This is a genomic window from Fictibacillus nanhaiensis (genome assembly GCF_023715445.1).
Lineage (GTDB): Bacteria > Bacillota > Bacilli > Bacillales > Fictibacillaceae > Fictibacillus > Fictibacillus nanhaiensis_D.
Genome location: NZ_JAMBOD010000007.1, coordinates 127,397 through 142,715, shown reverse-complemented (window position 1 = coordinate 142,715; position 15,319 = coordinate 127,397). Strand labels below are relative to the sequence as shown.

At 37.9% G+C, this 15,319-nt stretch carries 19 protein-coding genes; 3 read left to right on the top strand and 16 right to left on the bottom strand.

Features of this window, described 5'->3' with window-relative positions; genetic code table 11:
• Positions 1–114: 114 nt before the first annotated feature.
• The 3 genes from M3196_RS17165 to M3196_RS17155 all read right to left on the bottom strand — a co-directional run bounded on the left by M3196_RS17165 (position 115) and on the right by M3196_RS17155 (position 2,227).
• Complete coding sequence (locus tag M3196_RS17165; RefSeq protein WP_251323558.1) at positions 115–366, bottom strand: hypothetical protein; 252 nt, start codon at positions 364–366, stop codon at positions 115–117.
• Positions 367–555: 189 nt separating this feature from the next.
• Complete coding sequence (locus M3196_RS17160; protein ID WP_251323557.1) at positions 556–789, bottom strand: hypothetical protein; 234 nt, start codon at positions 787–789, stop codon at positions 556–558.
• Between the two features lie 88 nt (positions 790–877).
• On the bottom strand, positions 878–2,227 hold the full coding sequence (locus M3196_RS17155; protein WP_251323621.1) for a hemolysin family protein: 1,350 nt from the start codon (positions 2,225–2,227) through the stop codon (positions 878–880).
• A 239-nt stretch (positions 2,228–2,466) separates the two neighbouring features.
• On the opposite strand from M3196_RS17155, the gene M3196_RS17150 reads away from it, so the two are divergent.
• Complete coding sequence (locus M3196_RS17150; RefSeq protein WP_251323556.1) at positions 2,467–3,276, top strand: undecaprenyl-diphosphate phosphatase; 810 nt, start codon at positions 2,467–2,469, stop codon at positions 3,274–3,276.
• Between the two features lie 40 nt (positions 3,277–3,316).
• Here M3196_RS17150 and M3196_RS17145 read toward each other — a convergent pair whose 3' ends face one another.
• Both M3196_RS17145 and M3196_RS17140 read right to left on the bottom strand, forming a co-directional pair.
• A complete protein-coding gene (locus M3196_RS17145) occupies positions 3,317–3,631 on the bottom strand; it encodes a hypothetical protein (RefSeq protein ID WP_251323555.1) in 315 nt (104 codons plus the stop codon).
• Between the two features lie 245 nt (positions 3,632–3,876).
• Positions 3,877–5,400, bottom strand: a complete 1,524-nt coding sequence (locus tag M3196_RS17140; protein WP_251323554.1) for an MDR family MFS transporter — start codon at positions 5,398–5,400, stop codon at positions 3,877–3,879.
• A gap of 282 nt (positions 5,401–5,682) precedes the next feature.
• On the opposite strand from M3196_RS17140, the gene M3196_RS17135 reads away from it, so the two are divergent.
• Together M3196_RS17135 and M3196_RS17130 are read left to right on the top strand one after the other, a co-directional pair.
• A complete protein-coding gene (locus M3196_RS17135) occupies positions 5,683–6,129 on the top strand; it encodes an OsmC family protein (protein WP_251323553.1) in 447 nt (148 codons plus the stop codon).
• A gap of 133 nt (positions 6,130–6,262) precedes the next feature.
• Positions 6,263–6,490: a hypothetical protein gene (locus M3196_RS17130; RefSeq protein WP_251323552.1), complete on the top strand. Its 228-nt coding sequence runs from the start codon at positions 6,263–6,265 to the stop codon at positions 6,488–6,490.
• Between the two features lie 71 nt (positions 6,491–6,561).
• Here the strand turns inward: M3196_RS17130 and M3196_RS17125 are convergent, their stop codons facing one another.
• The 11 genes from M3196_RS17125 to M3196_RS17075 form a co-directional block, all read right to left on the bottom strand.
• The gene (locus tag M3196_RS17125; RefSeq protein WP_251323551.1) at positions 6,562–6,948 is read right to left on the bottom strand and encodes a gamma-glutamylcyclotransferase family protein; all 387 of its coding nucleotides are present in this window, start codon (positions 6,946–6,948) and stop codon (positions 6,562–6,564) included.
• 390 nt (positions 6,949–7,338) lie between these two features.
• Entirely contained in the window at positions 7,339–7,662 is a 324-nt protein-coding gene (locus M3196_RS17120; protein ID WP_251323550.1) for a hypothetical protein, read from the bottom strand.
• A 22-nt stretch (positions 7,663–7,684) separates the two neighbouring features.
• Positions 7,685–7,948: a hypothetical protein gene (locus M3196_RS17115; RefSeq protein ID WP_251323549.1), complete on the bottom strand. Its 264-nt coding sequence runs from the start codon at positions 7,946–7,948 to the stop codon at positions 7,685–7,687.
• 116 nt (positions 7,949–8,064) lie between these two features.
• Complete coding sequence (locus M3196_RS17110) at positions 8,065–8,817, bottom strand: gamma-glutamyl-gamma-aminobutyrate hydrolase family protein (protein WP_251323548.1); 753 nt, start codon at positions 8,815–8,817, stop codon at positions 8,065–8,067.
• 193 nt (positions 8,818–9,010) lie between these two features.
• Positions 9,011–9,196, bottom strand: a complete 186-nt coding sequence (locus tag M3196_RS17105) for a hypothetical protein (protein ID WP_251323547.1) — start codon at positions 9,194–9,196, stop codon at positions 9,011–9,013.
• A 318-nt stretch (positions 9,197–9,514) separates the two neighbouring features.
• Positions 9,515–11,185, bottom strand: a complete 1,671-nt coding sequence (locus tag M3196_RS17100; RefSeq protein WP_251323546.1) for a M3 family oligoendopeptidase — start codon at positions 11,183–11,185, stop codon at positions 9,515–9,517.
• A 173-nt stretch (positions 11,186–11,358) separates the two neighbouring features.
• Positions 11,359–12,759 (bottom strand): bifunctional metallophosphatase/5'-nucleotidase, encoded by a 1,401-nt coding sequence (locus M3196_RS17095; RefSeq protein WP_251323545.1) that lies wholly within the window; start codon positions 12,757–12,759, stop codon positions 11,359–11,361.
• A gap of 18 nt (positions 12,760–12,777) precedes the next feature.
• Positions 12,778–13,170, bottom strand: coding sequence for a VOC family protein (locus M3196_RS17090; protein ID WP_251323544.1), 393 nt, complete (start codon positions 13,168–13,170; stop codon positions 12,778–12,780).
• A gap of 21 nt (positions 13,171–13,191) precedes the next feature.
• A complete protein-coding gene (locus M3196_RS17085) occupies positions 13,192–13,587 on the bottom strand; it encodes a GNAT family N-acetyltransferase (protein WP_251323543.1) in 396 nt (131 codons plus the stop codon).
• Positions 13,588–13,600: 13 nt separating this feature from the next.
• Entirely contained in the window at positions 13,601–14,353 is a 753-nt protein-coding gene (locus M3196_RS17080; RefSeq protein ID WP_251323542.1) for a sugar phosphate isomerase/epimerase family protein, read from the bottom strand.
• Positions 14,354–14,406: 53 nt separating this feature from the next.
• The gene (locus tag M3196_RS17075; RefSeq protein ID WP_251323541.1) at positions 14,407–15,270 is read right to left on the bottom strand and encodes an MBL fold metallo-hydrolase; all 864 of its coding nucleotides are present in this window, start codon (positions 15,268–15,270) and stop codon (positions 14,407–14,409) included.
• Between the last annotated feature and the right edge of the window lie 49 nt (positions 15,271–15,319).

The window sequence follows — 15,319 nt, the reverse complement described above, 5'->3', positions numbered from 1 at the left end:
TTCATTAAATAAATTATAAACTCATGTTCTTTTATAAAGAAAGAAAATTTTTGCTTTATCATTCTTAAAGTTGCAAATTTTTACAAATTTGAATTATTAATAGAATGGGGATAATTATTTTAAGACTGGAGGAGGATTAATCTTCTTTTCATAAAGAATTTTACTTTGCTGAAAGGAGTGATTTGCCGTCTTTATAGCAGTTTTTCTGTCTGAATTCGTATGAGAGATCATCAAGATGTGCTCTTGCTGGTAATAGAGCATGCTAATGATAACAGTAGTAATGTGAGGATATTGATAGATATCAAAATTGATTAAATCACCTCCTGATATCACTCGAAAAAACCGGTACCGCGGGGAACTCTTCATTCCTATCAACCCCTTCTCATTTTTTCAAGCATGATGTATTTATTATTAACGTTTTTTAATAAACAATAATACCACTTAATAAATTTGTCGATAAATTCTGTCAATTTAAGTCGATTTCCTGGGAAATTAGTTGTGTTATTTTGTATTATTTTAGATGAGATAAGAATAAAGACGGGATATTCCCGTCTTCTAATTCGTATTTGGTGGTTTCTCATTATCAGGTGAAGTTTGCCCACCTGCACCAGAAGAATCTTTATCATCTTTAATTGGCGGGTTCTTTCGTTCACTGCTGGATGAATTATGTTTAACAGATATTACTTTGAACCCCGTGCCATATAGCTGTTCGTTCAGTTTTGATTCTACTTCTCGGCCTTCATGCAGTATACTTTCATCAAATTCAAGCTGTACGGTAACAGATTTCATCGTATATCTCCTCCTTTTATACAATCGTACCCGTCTCGAAAATTTGTAAACAAAAAAGACCAGCCAATTCTGACTGATCTTGTTTAGCTTAAGCTTCTTTTTCAATTAGAGTGTGTTCAGAATCTTCAACTGAAGCATCACCTTCATGATCTACTTCCCTTTTAGAGATTTCAATTTTCTTAACTTGATGACCATCGATTTCAATCACTTTGAAATCATAGCCTTCATATATGATTACTTGCTGCTCCTGAATCTCCGAATTCTGGGATAGCACCCATCCGCCAATCGTATCAAGTTCACTATCATCTATTTCGAGTCCGTAAATATCATTAACTTCTGATATCAGCACTTTTCCATCAAAATGTTTTACATTTGGACTTATAGCTTGAATCATTGGTGATTCATCTTCGTCGAACTCATCCCTTATTTCACCGACAAGCTCTTCCAAAATGTCTTCAATTGTAACAATACCTGCTGTCCCCCCATACTCATCAACGAGAACAGCCATGTGAAAGCCTTTTTTCTGGAGTTTCAACAATGTTTCTTTTATTGGTGTATTTTCAAAAACGCTAAGTGTTGGTCGAATATAATGATCAAGAGGAAATTCCTTTCCTTTAATCAGATCAAAGAAAACTTCTTTCGCATTCACCATACCCAGCACATTATCTTTATCTTCACCCACAACTGGGTAACGTGTATATTTCTCTTCAGCAATGATATCGATGTTTTCCTGCATAGTGTTATCAAGATACATACAAACCATCTCTGTACGAGGGACCATAATCTCTTTTGCAGTTCTGTCGTCAAATTCAAATACTTTTTCTACATAACTGAATTCAGATTTGTTGATTTCACCACTTTTGTAGCTCTCACTTAAAATTAAGCGAAGCTCTTCTTCAGTGTGTGCCATGTCATGTTCAGAGGCGGGCTTCAACCCAAACATTCTCACTAGAAGCTGTGCACTTCCGTTTAAGAACCAAATGAATGGATACATGACTCTGTAGAAACCAATCAAAGCAGGTGATAGCATCAAGCTGATAGACTCAGCTTTTTGGATCGCTACAGTTTTTGGTGCTAGTTCACCAAGAACCACATGTAAAAAAGTAATAGATGAAAAGGCAATAGCAAATGACAGTGTATGAATAACTGCCGTGCTTAATTCCATGCTTTCAAATACTGGACCGAGTATAGCTTCTACCGTTGGTTCACCCAACCAGCCAAGTCCTAAAGCTGTGATTGTAATCCCTAGCTGACACGCTGATAGTGACCCATCCAGGTTCTCAATGACCTTTTGGGCGGCAATCGCACGTTTGTTTCCTTCTTCGGCTAGCTGATCGATCCGGGATTTTCGGATCTTTACGATCGCAAACTCTGCTGCAACAAAAAAAGCTGTTAGTAGAATTAATAGAGCTACTGCAAATAATTTCAATAAGGTCAAACTGTCCAAAAAGACTCCTTATACCCCAATGTTTCTGGAATATAAGTTGTCACCTCCTAGGTTTTATAAATTTTATCAATTTAGAAAAGTATATCATAAAATACAAGAAATAACTGAAAAAACGATTCCCCATATCTTTCAGCAAATATTTTTATTAAAACAAAGAGGTCATATTTTATTTTCTTTTTTTAAAATGTTATATTTACGTTGATTTCTATGATCGAAAGGTGAATTTACATATGGATTTAAAAGAATTATTGATTTACATTTTCTTAGGGATGGTACAAGGATTTACAGAACCTATTCCTGTCTCCTCCAGCGGACACTTAGTAATTGTTCAATATTTTATGGGGATAGATGTAAAAGACTTGAACTTTGAGGTGCTTGTTAACTTCGCTTCCCTATTAGCTGTGCTTCTGGTTTATAAAGAAGATTTATTTCATCTTATAAAAAATACTTTCGCTTATATTTCAACTCGGAAAGAAGAATACAAATCAGACTTTATGTTCTCCGTTTACCTGGTGATTGCGACAATTCCAGTTGCAGTTCTTGGTATCCTTTTTGAAGAGATGATCGGAAATTATTTAAAAGGCCTTCAACAAGTTGGTTTTGCGTTGCTTGCGACTGCCGTTGCACTATTTTTGATCCGAAACTTAAAAGGTTATAAAGGTGATAAAAGGCTTACTTTTAAAGATGCTGTTATAGTTGGGTTTGCACAAGCTGTTGCGTTGATTCCCGGAATCAGCCGTTCTGGGGCTACAATCGTTGCTTGTATGGCTCTGGGTATGAAGCAAGATACAGCGCTTCGATTCTCTTTCTTCTTATACATTCCGGTAAGTTTAGGTACGTTTATTATGTCAATCGGAGATATTGCAGGAGCAGGTAATTTTAGTGAAATGTTTCTGCCTTATGCAGGTGCTTTTATTGCATCTCTAATTTTTTCCTACTTCTCACTTAAATGGTTCATGGGAATCATGAAACGTGGTAATCTTGGTTACTTTGCCTTATATTGTCTTGTCGCAGGATTGTTTATTGTGTTTTATTTTTAAACTAAAAATGCTTGAGAACATGTTCTTAAGCATTTTTTTGTTATTCAACACCCAACTCTACAGTATCCAGGTTCACTTCCCTTTTCAGCACCATTTTGTTTTCTTTTTCATCATAAAAATAGACTTTCATTTGATTGTCATCCTTTAACTCCCTATCCCCAGTGTACAGTCCAAAATAACCATTTCCTAAAGGTACTAAGTTTTTGTGATACGTATTTCCGCTTACAGACATATCATCATAATTATGATCAACCGTAACAGTGCTGCTTCTACCAGGAATAATTACAAGGATAATGGCTATAGCGATTAATGTAATCCGAATTCTGCGCAGTTCATCCCCAAAGTTAGAATACATGTGTTTCCCTCTTTTCTTCATCTAATACCTTTTTATATTTTACCATAAAAAGGAATAATGATATGTTGAACAAAAGGAAACTGAACTTTTTTTTTAAATGATAATGCAAACAACATAATGTGTAGATGGGCGCTTATCCTCGCAATGGATATCGTAATTTAACTGATTCCCAAAAAGAATAACACCTACCTCAATTTGTTTAAATGGCAAAAGAGCCTGGAGTACTCCAAGCTCTTTTTTCTCTATTATTCAGGTTTGGAATTTGCTTTCTTAGATACTGCCACTCGTTCATTCCCCATAAACAGGATTACAACTGCTGAAATAGCGATTGGAATCAATGCATAAGTAAAGACAGTTGTGATGGAATCTGACATTGACGCAGTGATTCCTTCAAGGATATCTGCTGGTATTTTCGAACGTTCATCTGGTTGGAACACCTTTTGAGGATCAATAATGTTGAGTGTTCCTTTTGCCGTTTCACCCTGACCTTGCAGGTTTTCACTTAATTTTTCATAAAAAACCCGATTCTGAAGAGCTCCGAAAATCGTAACCCCTATCGTCATCCCTAAAGAACGGAGAAATGCGTTTGTTGAGTTGGCTGACCCACGATACCGAAATTCCATACCGTTGATGGTTGCAGTCGGGAGCAATGAAAAAGAGAAGCCCATCCCAAAACCAACGAGTATCATAAATAAAGTAAGCATCATACGTGTGGTATCTGGTGTCATGCCGCTAAGCAAGTACATGCCTGTAAAATATGCTATGACAGAAATAATCATAAGATTTCGGAAGGTTGTCTTGGTCTGGAAGATACCACCCACCATACTTCCCGCTACAGATCCCAGCATCATCGGAGTCAGAATCATCCCAGCGCTTGTTGCAGAACCTCCATAGACTGCTTGTACAAAAATCGGAATAAAGACTGCTAATATAATAAATGTACCGCCATACAAAAAGCCTAGAATCTGAGATGTGGCAAAAAGACGCCTTTTAAACATCCAGAATGAAATGATTGGTTCAGTTGCTTTTTGTTCAACGGCGAAGAAAACGATAAAAAATACTGTGAAAATAGTGAACAGCGCGACGATCGGTGTTGAATCCCATGCGTACGTCTTTCCGCCAAGTTCTAAGGCGAACATTAAACTTACAACGGCAATCACAAGAGTGAATGCCCCCCACCAGTCAATCTTTTGTTCGCGATGTTCCAATGTTTCTTTATAATAGCGGAAGATCAGATAAAAAGATGCAGCTCCAATTGGAACATTAATATAAAACACCCAGTGCCAGCTGATGGCATCCGTAATAAATGCCCCAAGTAAAGGGCCAAGAACACTCGACGTTCCAAACACAGCTCCAAGAAGACCCGTCATCTTCCCTCTTTTCTCGGGTGGAAAGATATCAAACACAATGGTGAATGCGATTGGCATAAGGGCTCCGCCGCCAATTCCTTGTATAGCACGGAATGCGATAAGCTGCTCCATACTTTGAGCAAGTCCGCAAAGCATAGAGCCCAGGAGGAATACCACAAGTCCAAAGATAAAGAACCGCTTTCTTCCATACATGTCTGAAAGCTTGCCGTAGATCGGCATTCCTGCCATAACAGCAACCATATATGATCCTGTTACCCAAACAAATTTATCAAAACCCCCAAGGTCTGCAACAATTGTCCCCATCGCAGTCGCGACGATCGTATTGTCCATGGCAGCCATTAATATGCCAAGCAATAAACCCGCTACAACCAATTTTAGATTGCTTTCTTTATGTACCATCTTGCCATCTCCTAACCTCAATAACTCCCTTATGTATTCGATTAAACTTAAGTATATTAAGTATACATGAGGGACTGACCCCCAACAATTTATTTCCCGTTTCGATTTTGAGTTTTTGTATAGGGTGTTTTCTGATTTTCGCAATAAATAAACTAGGCATTTCATTTTCCTCCCTAAAAAACCTGAAATTTCCGTCAAATTATTTCTCTATAAACAGGAAATGTGACGAAGATCGATATATCCTTTACACTAGAAATAAGACAAAAAGAGGTGAAATACCAGATGGCGCAACATGTTTTTCATTTAAAAGCACATTGGCCTGGTGGACGGAATGATACGGGGTCGATAGAAACAAAAAATCTTAAAACAATTGTTTCGATCCCGCCTGAAATGGATGGCCCAGGAATCGGAACAAATCCTGATGAAATGCTACTCGGGGCAGCTGCAACATGTTATATCATTACCTTTGCTGCCATAATGGAACGCAGCAAGATCAAAAAAATAGATTTAACGATGGAATCAGAAGGAATTGTCGATGTAACAAACGGAGTAATTACGTACAAAAAGATTATTCATCGACCAATCGTCACTATCAAGCATGACGTGCCAAAAAACATTTCGACACTTCTTCAAAAACTCGCCATAAAAGCCGAGCATTCGTGCATGATTTCAAGAGCATTGAAAGGTAATGTCGAAGTAGAGGCCATATTGACGATAAAAACCCAGTGATACGACCAGGAATAGGTCTTGAGTTACCTGTACTTTCCAATTTTATTATGTTAGCATAAATATTAAGGAAGGAAATTATTTTATTATTTGGGTTCTTAGCTGATCCCCCATAATAGAAAGGGGACGATGTATCATGAACCAACAAGATGTGAAAACCGTACTTTTAAATTTGCAGAACAAACAATATATTGAATCTAATATTACGCATACCTTCAGTGAAAACAATAACGCCGTTTTTTCTGTAAAGTACTCCAATAACGATAAGACGTTCGAGGTTATCCAGATTGAAACAAACTCCCTCGAGAAGTTTTCAGAGCTCGAGTCTGCCGTTCATTGTATCAGCACTATCATTTCTAAATAGAGAAGCTTGATTCTACTTTAATAAATTAAAGAGGTTCACCATGATTCATGGCGACCTCTTTTTTGTTTTGTTTATTTGCTGTATGAAATCCAGTCATTGCTTTCAATTTTATTAAAATGCTCTCGTTTTACTTTCATAATGTAAACAATCGCTTCTTGTTCTCCACTTTCTGTTGAAACTTTAACCACTACTCGCTCATATAAATTATTTGCACCGTTCTCTTCATAATCTTCTAGCTTATCTAGTTCTTTTAGCTGTTCTGATGTGACCTTATAAAGCTCTCCTTTTACCGGAATCTTCCCCATTTCTTCTAACAAAGCAGGATAACCCCAGCCCGTATCATAAAGCTGCCCTTTAACGGAGCAATTTGGCTCTATACACTCAGCATGATGTAAATAATAAGCATATTTCTCTCCTTTTCGAAGAGTACCATAAACAAATACAAGGTGATCTTTCATTTTAGAGAATCCTCCTGCTTCGATTTTATACACCCATAGGTATTAATAAAGATGAAATTTAATTTATAGGCCCTAAATTGAAATTTATAAGCCGTAAAAAAGATTTATAGGCCGTACATTATCATTTATAGGCTTTTCGACAAACAACAAAGCCCTTTTCTTCCAAAATACCCCACAACTATAAAAACCTCAAACATTCTTCATGTTCGAGGTTCAACAAATCATTTATTTTATTCAGGCTTTGAAAAAATGGTCTGCTGCGTAGGAACCCCACCAACTGGAACCATACGATCAAAAAATTCATAGAGTTTCCATCCCATAGAATTTTTCGCCCGCCTCTATAAACTGCTGTTTCCTTCCAGTTTTTATCGCGTATATCGCTTTAATCTTTTACTTCACGTTAATCACATCTTCATTTTTCTTTTTCCTGCTGCCTCTTGCACCATCAACAATTAATACAAGTGCCGTAATAATGTGCATGATCATACCCAGAATTGGAATATACCCAACCACTGAAGTAATCAATCCAAGAACGCTGCCATAAAATCTTTCTTTTTGTACAACACAAATAATCAATGTGATTAAATGAAGAACAAACATAAACTGAAGCGGAGCCCATGCAGAACCTAAAATAATAGCTCCTCCTAAAAATGGAATACCAAGAAAGGCTTCAATTCCACCAGTTACCCATTTCAACAGTCTCGATACATTCATGAGACGACCTCCTCAATTAGTTCTATCCCATCTTACGCTTGGGAAATGAAAAAGTTTCTTTCTGAGAAATTTTAACAATACCTTTAAAAGCAGCAAATCCGATAAATGGTATTAGATTATGGGATCTTTCTAATCCAGTTTCAACAAGTTGATAGGGATTAAAAAAAGGAAAAGGAAACAGTGTCACAAAATAAATAAAAATTGAAGCAAACGGTATAGCTGCAACAATTATTTCTCTTTTCAGTGAAAATTTTCTCCTCGACACAAAGGCAATTATACGGATCATAATCCAAACACCCGTAAAAGCCATCATTAAAACTAGCAGATCTCTCACATTCTTCACTACCCCTTTTTCTTTTATCGTAGCAAAAAACCTCCAAAAATTGGAGGTTTCTGTAAAAACTAATTTTTTGTTTTACTTGCGGCTTCAATAAATGTTGTAATAATTGCCATCATGTTTTTGTTTTCATGTCTGAGTTCTTCTGGGTGCCACTGTGTCCCAAGCAAGAATGTAGCATTCTCGTCCTCAAGCTCTAGCGCTTCAATTACCCCGTCTGCTGCTCTTGCTGCAACGCGTAATCCTTTTCCAACTTCACCGATCGCCTGGTGATGGAAGCTGTTTACTGCTACTTCCTTTTCTCCTACAATTTTATAAAGTTTGCTGTTTTCTTCAATCGTTACCGTATGAGACGGTTCAGTTCGAGTTGCTGAGCTTTGAAAATGGTTGATGCTATCTGAGAATTCACTTTCAACGTCCTGAACGATTGAACCGCCATAACTTACATTTAACAAATGGTAACCACGGCACATCGCTAAAATAGCTCTATCATGCTCACGCGCCTTCTTTACTAATTCAATTTCAAAATCGTCGCGTTGCTTATTTACTTTCTTCACCTTAGGATGAGGTTCTTCTCCATATGTAATGGAACTGATATCCTCACCGCCTGTAAAAATAATCCCGTCGCACAATTTCGTATAGTATTCTGCTGCCTCAGGTTTTCCCATTGGAATGACGATAGGAACTCCGCCAGCATCTCTTACAGTTTCCGCAAATTTATTATAAACTACGATTGTATCCACATTCTCATGTTGTGTTTCAATTGTATTTATTGACATAACCGTACTTGTTAGTCCGATCAATGGTTTATTTTCCATATTTATACTTCCTCTCAATTTGTATTGCTTTCTCATATGTATCCCATACACAGGTATCTTAAACACCCAATATTTATCATTCCAAATGCTGGTATTGAATTATTCCTTGTTGTTTATATTAAATGATGGACTTAAAAGTAAAAACAGCCCACTATGATGTGAGCTGTTTATGTTTTCTTTAAATTAGTTATCATCACTGCATGGGTGTCTGCTGTTTATTTGCTGAATAAACAAGCTCTATATCACCGTTCTCTTTTACACTTTTGACAATATAGGTTTTCTCAACACCTTTTTCGGTATTGTGAAAGGTTATTTTATCGCCCTCTTCAAAATCCGATGTACCTGTGTTCCAGATCTTCTCGTCATCCGGTTTTCTCATACCCATCACCTCTTGATCAACGAATACTAGCCTTATGAAATATGCAATCTAACTTTCTTTTTCCCTTATGAAGGAAAAATAAATCCTAAACTATTATTTCATTCTCTCTGATTAAGAATCCCGTTGTACAAGGCTTACTTGAATTAGTCCAGCTCAATATCGGATCAGGTGTGTGGGTACAGCTAAAGACGATTATCTCACCAACCGGTTTTGACAAGAATTTATGGCACCTTATTCATATAGTTCTACTTAGAATACTAAATCCCTTTTAAATATTTACATTCATTAATTATTTATTAATTTTATTTTCCGTTTAACTTAAACGGTTAGCATGTCCAATTCCTTCGCTACAAATTCCATGAGTTCAGAAATCGTCTTTGATGAAAAATCGAACTTAACCCCTGCTGTCTCATATACTTCTGGAAGTGATTTCGAACTGCCGAGCTTTAGAGCATCCCTATATTTTTCAATTGTTTCTTCAGGGTTCTCTTTATATAATTTATACATTTGCAGCGCGCCCAGCTGAGCGATTGCATATTCAATAAAATAAAAAGGCAGCTCATAGATATGAAGGATGTTCATCCAGTTTTTCTCTTTCCATTCTTCATAGCTTTCCCAATTGATAATCGAGGCATCGTAACGGTCTTTTAGCTCTCCAAACTTTTTATTTCGTTCTTCCCAAGAGTGGTTCGGATTTTTGTAAAGCCAATGCTGGAATTGATCAACGACCATGATATAAGGCAGAAGCATCACTGCCGCTTTTAAATGTTCCTTTTTTGCGCGCTTAAGCTCCTCTTCCTTCTTATAAAACTCATTCCAGCGGTCCACTGTAAATAATTCCATGCTCATACTGGCCAGTTCGGCTGACTCCATAGGAATCTGTTTATACGCATACAGCTCTTGATCCCTTTTCATCAAGTCATGAATGCCATGACCCATTTCATGCATGAAAGTTATTAAATCGCCGTCTGTGTTAGAAAGGTTCATAAAGATAAAAGACAGTCCTGTTTCAGGCAGGGATTCACAAAAACCGCCTTGTGTTTTGCCTTTTCGGCTCTTTAAATCCAAAAGTCCTTTTTCATTCATCTCATGTACGAGAGATCCAAACGCCGGATGAAGTTCACCAAGCACTTTTGCAGATTTTACAATCAATTCTTCATCAGAGTCTACAGGCTTTAATGGCTTTCTGCTGCCGGCTTCTGCTGCCATATCCCACGGTCTATAAATATCAACGTTCAGTTCATTTTTATGCTCCTTTTCCAATTGGAGAGTCAAAGGTACGACATGTTCCCGAATAGACTCGGCAAGCTGATTGCAATCCTCGGGCGTGTAATCAAAACGGCTGTATTTCTTAAACATATAGTCTGTATAACTTGGAAGGCCTGCATTCTCTGCCTTTTTAACACGCAGTTGAATCAATTCATCCAAGATTTTTTGCAGTTTTTCTTCTTCTTTTAAAAGAGGTGAAAAAATCGCTTCCCAAGCTTTTTTCCTCGTATCACGATTCGAGTCTTTCGCATGGACATAAAGATCGCTAATTGTTACCTCTTTACCTTCCCAGTCCGCTGAAAAACTGCCGGTTGTCTCAAAATATTGATTAACGAGTAAGTCTTCCTGTTTTTCAATCTCTACATTTGCTTCTTGAAAAAGAGCAAACTGGACGCGAAGCTTCTTTTTAAACTCACCATATTCACTATCTGGCAAGTGGCCAAGGAAAGGTGATTGGAGCAATTTTTCATCAAGAATAGATTGATACTTTTTGACCATGGGTTTGATATGCTGCTGCTCAAATTCATATTTCTTTTTGTTTTCTTCATCATCACTTTGGCATTGAAATGCGATATAAGTCTTGATCATTTTTTCTTCAACTTTTTCGTACTGCTTCTTTTGATCAGATAAAAATGATTTTAACTCTTCTACGGAACCAATTTGCACGTTTACAAGATTCTCGAATTCTTGTTTTACACTCTCGATATTTAATTCGCTCAAAAGTAATCCCTCCCCAATCATTCTACTCTCACATTAACACAAAAGGTAAATTATGTAATTAACACAATGATAAAAGCTAACCCTTTAGGAATGTTCCTTTATGAGTTAGCTTGCATCTCTATGTTTATAAAGTAATAACTTCAAGTATAAATATAAATAAATCTTCTCAATTTTTAAACCGTTGTAGCTTCATATCGTTTTTTCAAATCATTCATGAGCACATCTTTAATCATAATATTTTTACCAAGTTCAATCAGTTTGCTGCCTTCCACACTCGGATAACCGCATACATCTTCATATAAAAGCGGAGCTCCAGTCCCTGCTCGATATACTTTTGTAAAATCAATAGCCTCTCCATTCACATAAATATCAGTCACATTTTCAGCTGCCCGACTCCAGCTCACTCCTGAAAACTGAAGCTTTCCAATAGAAATTCCATGGGGACGAAAACCGCCTCCGTAAACAGGTTTGTTCGTTATATCGTCATTATATGTTTCTGCAATGAGACCCGAAAGCTGCTTGCCCGTCAGCTCCATGATGATTGGAGTGTGCATGCTTTTACATACATCCAGTATGGTGCCCTTCGTTATCTTTCCCCTGCTTAGGCCGCCCGTTATTCCGCCGCCGTACATGATTCCTATTTCAGATCCCCAATACTCTTTTAAACTATCGGCAGTCATCTTTACAAGCTGTTCATGTGATATGTTATCCTCTGATTCAAAAAGGACCTCTCCTAAAAACTGTTGAGCTTGCAATCTTCCTTTTTTCAAAACATCTTCCAATTCTAGATCAGCCTCATCATTCGAATCCATCTCAATTAATCTTCCATGATGGCTGATCACTGCTTTCTTCTCAAGATCAACTGTGATCGTTAGCTCACCTACATACTGACCGTAGCAGCCTGCTTGAACGATGATTACATCCGACACAACTACTGGCTTATTTACGACTGTATGTGTATGTGCTCCAATAATAACATCCACTAACCCTGACAGGCTGCGTGCCAGCTCCTGATCCGCATCATGCCCCATATGGGAGAGGAATAGAACTAGGTTTGCTCCTTCTCCCTTTAGTTCAGCCGCAGCTTTTTTAATTTCCGCCAGCGTATCCCTGTTTCTGAAACCATGCTTTCTTTCATATACATCTTCAAACTGATCGGTCGCGCCAAACATGCCGATCTTTAGATGTTCTCCAACTTCAAGCATCATCGTTTTTTTTGTTCCGCCGATTTGTGAGCCATCAGCTTCTTCTAAATTCAGCAAAAGCCATGGAACTTTTGAATCCGAACTTAACTGCCTGATTTTTTCCTTTGGCAGACGCAGCAGCTCGTTATTCCCTACAGACATGACGTCGTAGCCCGTTGCTGCCAACATGTCCAGGTGAATATATCCATCAGTGGCAAGGCATTCGTTCATGCTCATATCCATATGATCGCCGCCATCCACAACGATTACGTTCTCATTTTGACTCAATAATACCTGTTTTCTTTTTTTAATATAAGCAGACTGTCTCAAAGCAAGGTCATAGTGACCGTGCAAATCATTCGTGTGAAGTATAGTCAGTGTTTCTTTCATGAGTACCCCCTGTACTTTTTAGCAATTACAGATCATAATGATATTTCCATCTGGGTCTTCCACATTGAACCAGGCAACTTCTCCATGCCACTCGATCTCCCGGATAAAGTTAATGTTCTTTTCTTTGATGTCGGCGTAAGCTGCATCAATGTCTGGTGCATATAAGTTAAATATCGGCCCGGATCCTGGATTGCGATGGAAAGACGGGTCAAACGTATGATCATCGAGCGATAACCCTGTCTGTCCTGTTACCGGAATGTTATGAACAGGAGACTGAACCGTGTCCAAATCAATCGTGACTCCCAGGAGTTCTGCATACCACTCTACTGATTTTTTCAGATCTGAAACATGAACAAAAACATTATTAATATGACTTTGAATCGGAGCAATACTGGTTACTTTTTCACTCATTGACAATGCCTCCTGAATTTTTTATTCTTCAAACGTTTTACGGAAACCATAGAAAGGTCTGAAGTTCTGAGACTTATAAAAAGTATGTGATGTACTTGATGCGAGCATTTCCATTCTCGTGCGGGGATACTGACTATGCACAAACTTTAAAAGCTTTCCTCCTGCACCTTTTCCTCTGAGGTCTTTTGAAATCAGCATTTCACAAATATAAACCGTAACATTGCCGTCCGTCAGCCCTCGGATATACCCGGCTACACTTTCATCTTTCATTACAATGTAAGCAACGTTTGAGTTTTTCCAGGCTTCAAACGTTGCTTCATTCCTCTCAACGAGCTGTGTCCAGCCTTCTTTTTTGTTCAGTTCCTGAATAGCTGTGAAATGCTCTACTTTAAACGGGACGATCTGTATTTCTGCCATTAGGTAGAACTCCTTATAAAAGTGCCTTGATATTCTGCACTCCTTTTTCAACTTCTGCAAGCGGATTCCCTTCAAAATGTTCTTGTTCAACGACGCAATAATCTACTTTTTGTTCATCAGCAAGTCGCAAAAATCCTCTCATGTCTAACATACCTGAGCCTGCAATCGTGCTTACCTTATTATTGTCTTTTGTTGTCATGTCCTTTAAGTGAAGAGATACACATCGATATTTGTATTTGTTTAAAAGGTCTTCTGGTTCAAAATCTGCAAACTTCGCCCAAAATGTATCCAGCTCCATTTTTACAAGCTCAGAATCCGTTTCTTGGTAGATCACATCAAAAGGAATCTTTCCATCTAACTCATAAAACTCAAAGTCATGATTGTGATAAGCCATTCGCAAACCATATTCTTTGCCTCTAAAGCCTGCTTCGTTCAGCGTTTCAGCAACTCGTTTATAGTCATCGATCGACTTCCGCTGTTCTTCAGTTAAATAGGGCATGATCATCAAGTCATTCCCTAACACCATCTGTTCTTCCATATGACGTTTAAAGGCTTCTCCTGAAAAACGGTCTAACGGAATGTGCGCTCCTGCAACGGTTAAACCTGTTGAATCCAGCACCTTTTTCACTTCCTTCGCCGCAACACCAAAAAGACCAGCGAACTGAACACTGTCATAGCCCATGTCTTTCACTTTTTCCAAAGTGCCCAGCATGTCCTTTTCTGCATCTGAATGTATGGAGTATAGCTGTAATCCGATTTTCCGCATATTTATCCTCTCCTTTTAATTGGAAGCTTAAATTCTTGTATCATTTTATTCTCCTAATCTTGTTGATTCAACATATATCCATTTACGAAAAACTCAATCGTTTCCAGTTCATCTTCATTCAGTTCCCGGCTAATCTGTTCAATATAGGCTTCTGTAATCGCTTGCTTTTTCCCTTTAAATTTTTCTGTAAGTTTTGCGATACTTCTTAACGTATTTACCTCTTGCTGATACTCTTTTTTCGTGACAGGCTTCCAATGGGAAAGAATGTATGTTTCAGCATCAAACGTATCTAAAATATCCAGCAGTCTAAGTGTGTTAAGTACGGTATAGTTATTTTTCGGAGCGTACATATTTGCATATATACAATCTGACAAAAATAAAGGCTTCTCTTCTTTTATGTAGACTACAATCGAATCCGAAGAATGATCTCCCCCTACCTGCAGCAGGATACACGTTACACCACCAAGATCAATCTCCACTTTTTTGTCAAAGGTTACGGTCGGCAGCTTAATATGAATATCGCGGTGTTCCTGAAATTCTTGCTTGATCGCCGCAGCGCAAAATTCGATTTCTATCCCCTTTTTTACCCGGTCGTTCAGTGCCTCATCCGTCCAGTCAAATGGAATTAATTCTTTCATTTTTGTCTTCGTTTCTTTGGATGAGATCGATGGAAAGTCTAAAGCTGATAATCCAAAAATATGATCCCAATGCCAATGAGTAATAACGGCAAGGCTCGGTCTCGGTATACCGTTTTTACTCAATTCCTCCAAAAAATAAGTAGCATGGTCTTCGGAGTTGCCTGCGTCGATCATCAATGTCAGATCGTTTCCAACAACTGCACCCAGTATAGGACGGTCTGTTTCAGAAACAGGTGTCTGATACCAAAATCGTTCGCTTAATTTTTTGAGCGTTTGCACAATTTTCATCTCCCTAAACTCTTTCTGCTTATCAATAATTTTACATTTA

Bases quoted from the DNA above. Each gene is read 5' to 3' on its own strand.
- M3196_RS17120 (WP_251323550.1), bottom strand. From the start codon at position 7,662: ATGAATGTATCGAGACTGTTGAAATGGGTAACTGGTGGAATTGAAGCC.
- M3196_RS17095 (WP_251323545.1), bottom strand. From the start codon at position 12,759: ATGAAAGAAACACTGACTATACTTCACACGAATGATTTGCACGGTCAC.
- M3196_RS17140 (WP_251323554.1), bottom strand. From the start codon at position 5,400: ATGGTACATAAAGAAAGCAATCTAAAATTGGTTGTAGCGGGTTTATTG.
- M3196_RS17135 (WP_251323553.1), top strand. From the start codon at position 5,683: ATGGCGCAACATGTTTTTCATTTAAAAGCACATTGGCCTGGTGGACGG.
- M3196_RS17105 (WP_251323547.1), bottom strand. From the start codon at position 9,196: ATGAGAAAACCGGATGACGAGAAGATCTGGAACACAGGTACATCGGAT.
- M3196_RS17145 (WP_251323555.1), bottom strand. From the start codon at position 3,631: ATGTATTCTAACTTTGGGGATGAACTGCGCAGAATTCGGATTACATTA.
- M3196_RS17080 (WP_251323542.1), bottom strand. From the start codon at position 14,353: ATGCGGAAAATCGGATTACAGCTATACTCCATACATTCAGATGCAGAA.
- M3196_RS17130 (WP_251323552.1), top strand. From the start codon at position 6,263: ATGAACCAACAAGATGTGAAAACCGTACTTTTAAATTTGCAGAACAAA.
- M3196_RS17115 (WP_251323549.1), bottom strand. From the start codon at position 7,948: ATGATCCGTATAATTGCCTTTGTGTCGAGGAGAAAATTTTCACTGAAA.
- M3196_RS17150 (WP_251323556.1), top strand. From the start codon at position 2,467: ATGGATTTAAAAGAATTATTGATTTACATTTTCTTAGGGATGGTACAA.
- M3196_RS17110 (WP_251323548.1), bottom strand. From the start codon at position 8,817: ATGGAAAATAAACCATTGATCGGACTAACAAGTACGGTTATGTCAATA.
- M3196_RS17085 (WP_251323543.1), bottom strand. From the start codon at position 13,587: ATGGCAGAAATACAGATCGTCCCGTTTAAAGTAGAGCATTTCACAGCT.
- M3196_RS17090 (WP_251323544.1), bottom strand. From the start codon at position 13,170: ATGAGTGAAAAAGTAACCAGTATTGCTCCGATTCAAAGTCATATTAAT.
- M3196_RS17125 (WP_251323551.1), bottom strand. From the start codon at position 6,948: ATGAAAGATCACCTTGTATTTGTTTATGGTACTCTTCGAAAAGGAGAG.
- M3196_RS17160 (WP_251323557.1), bottom strand. From the start codon at position 789: ATGAAATCTGTTACCGTACAGCTTGAATTTGATGAAAGTATACTGCAT.
- M3196_RS17165 (WP_251323558.1), bottom strand. From the start codon at position 366: ATGAAGAGTTCCCCGCGGTACCGGTTTTTTCGAGTGATATCAGGAGGT.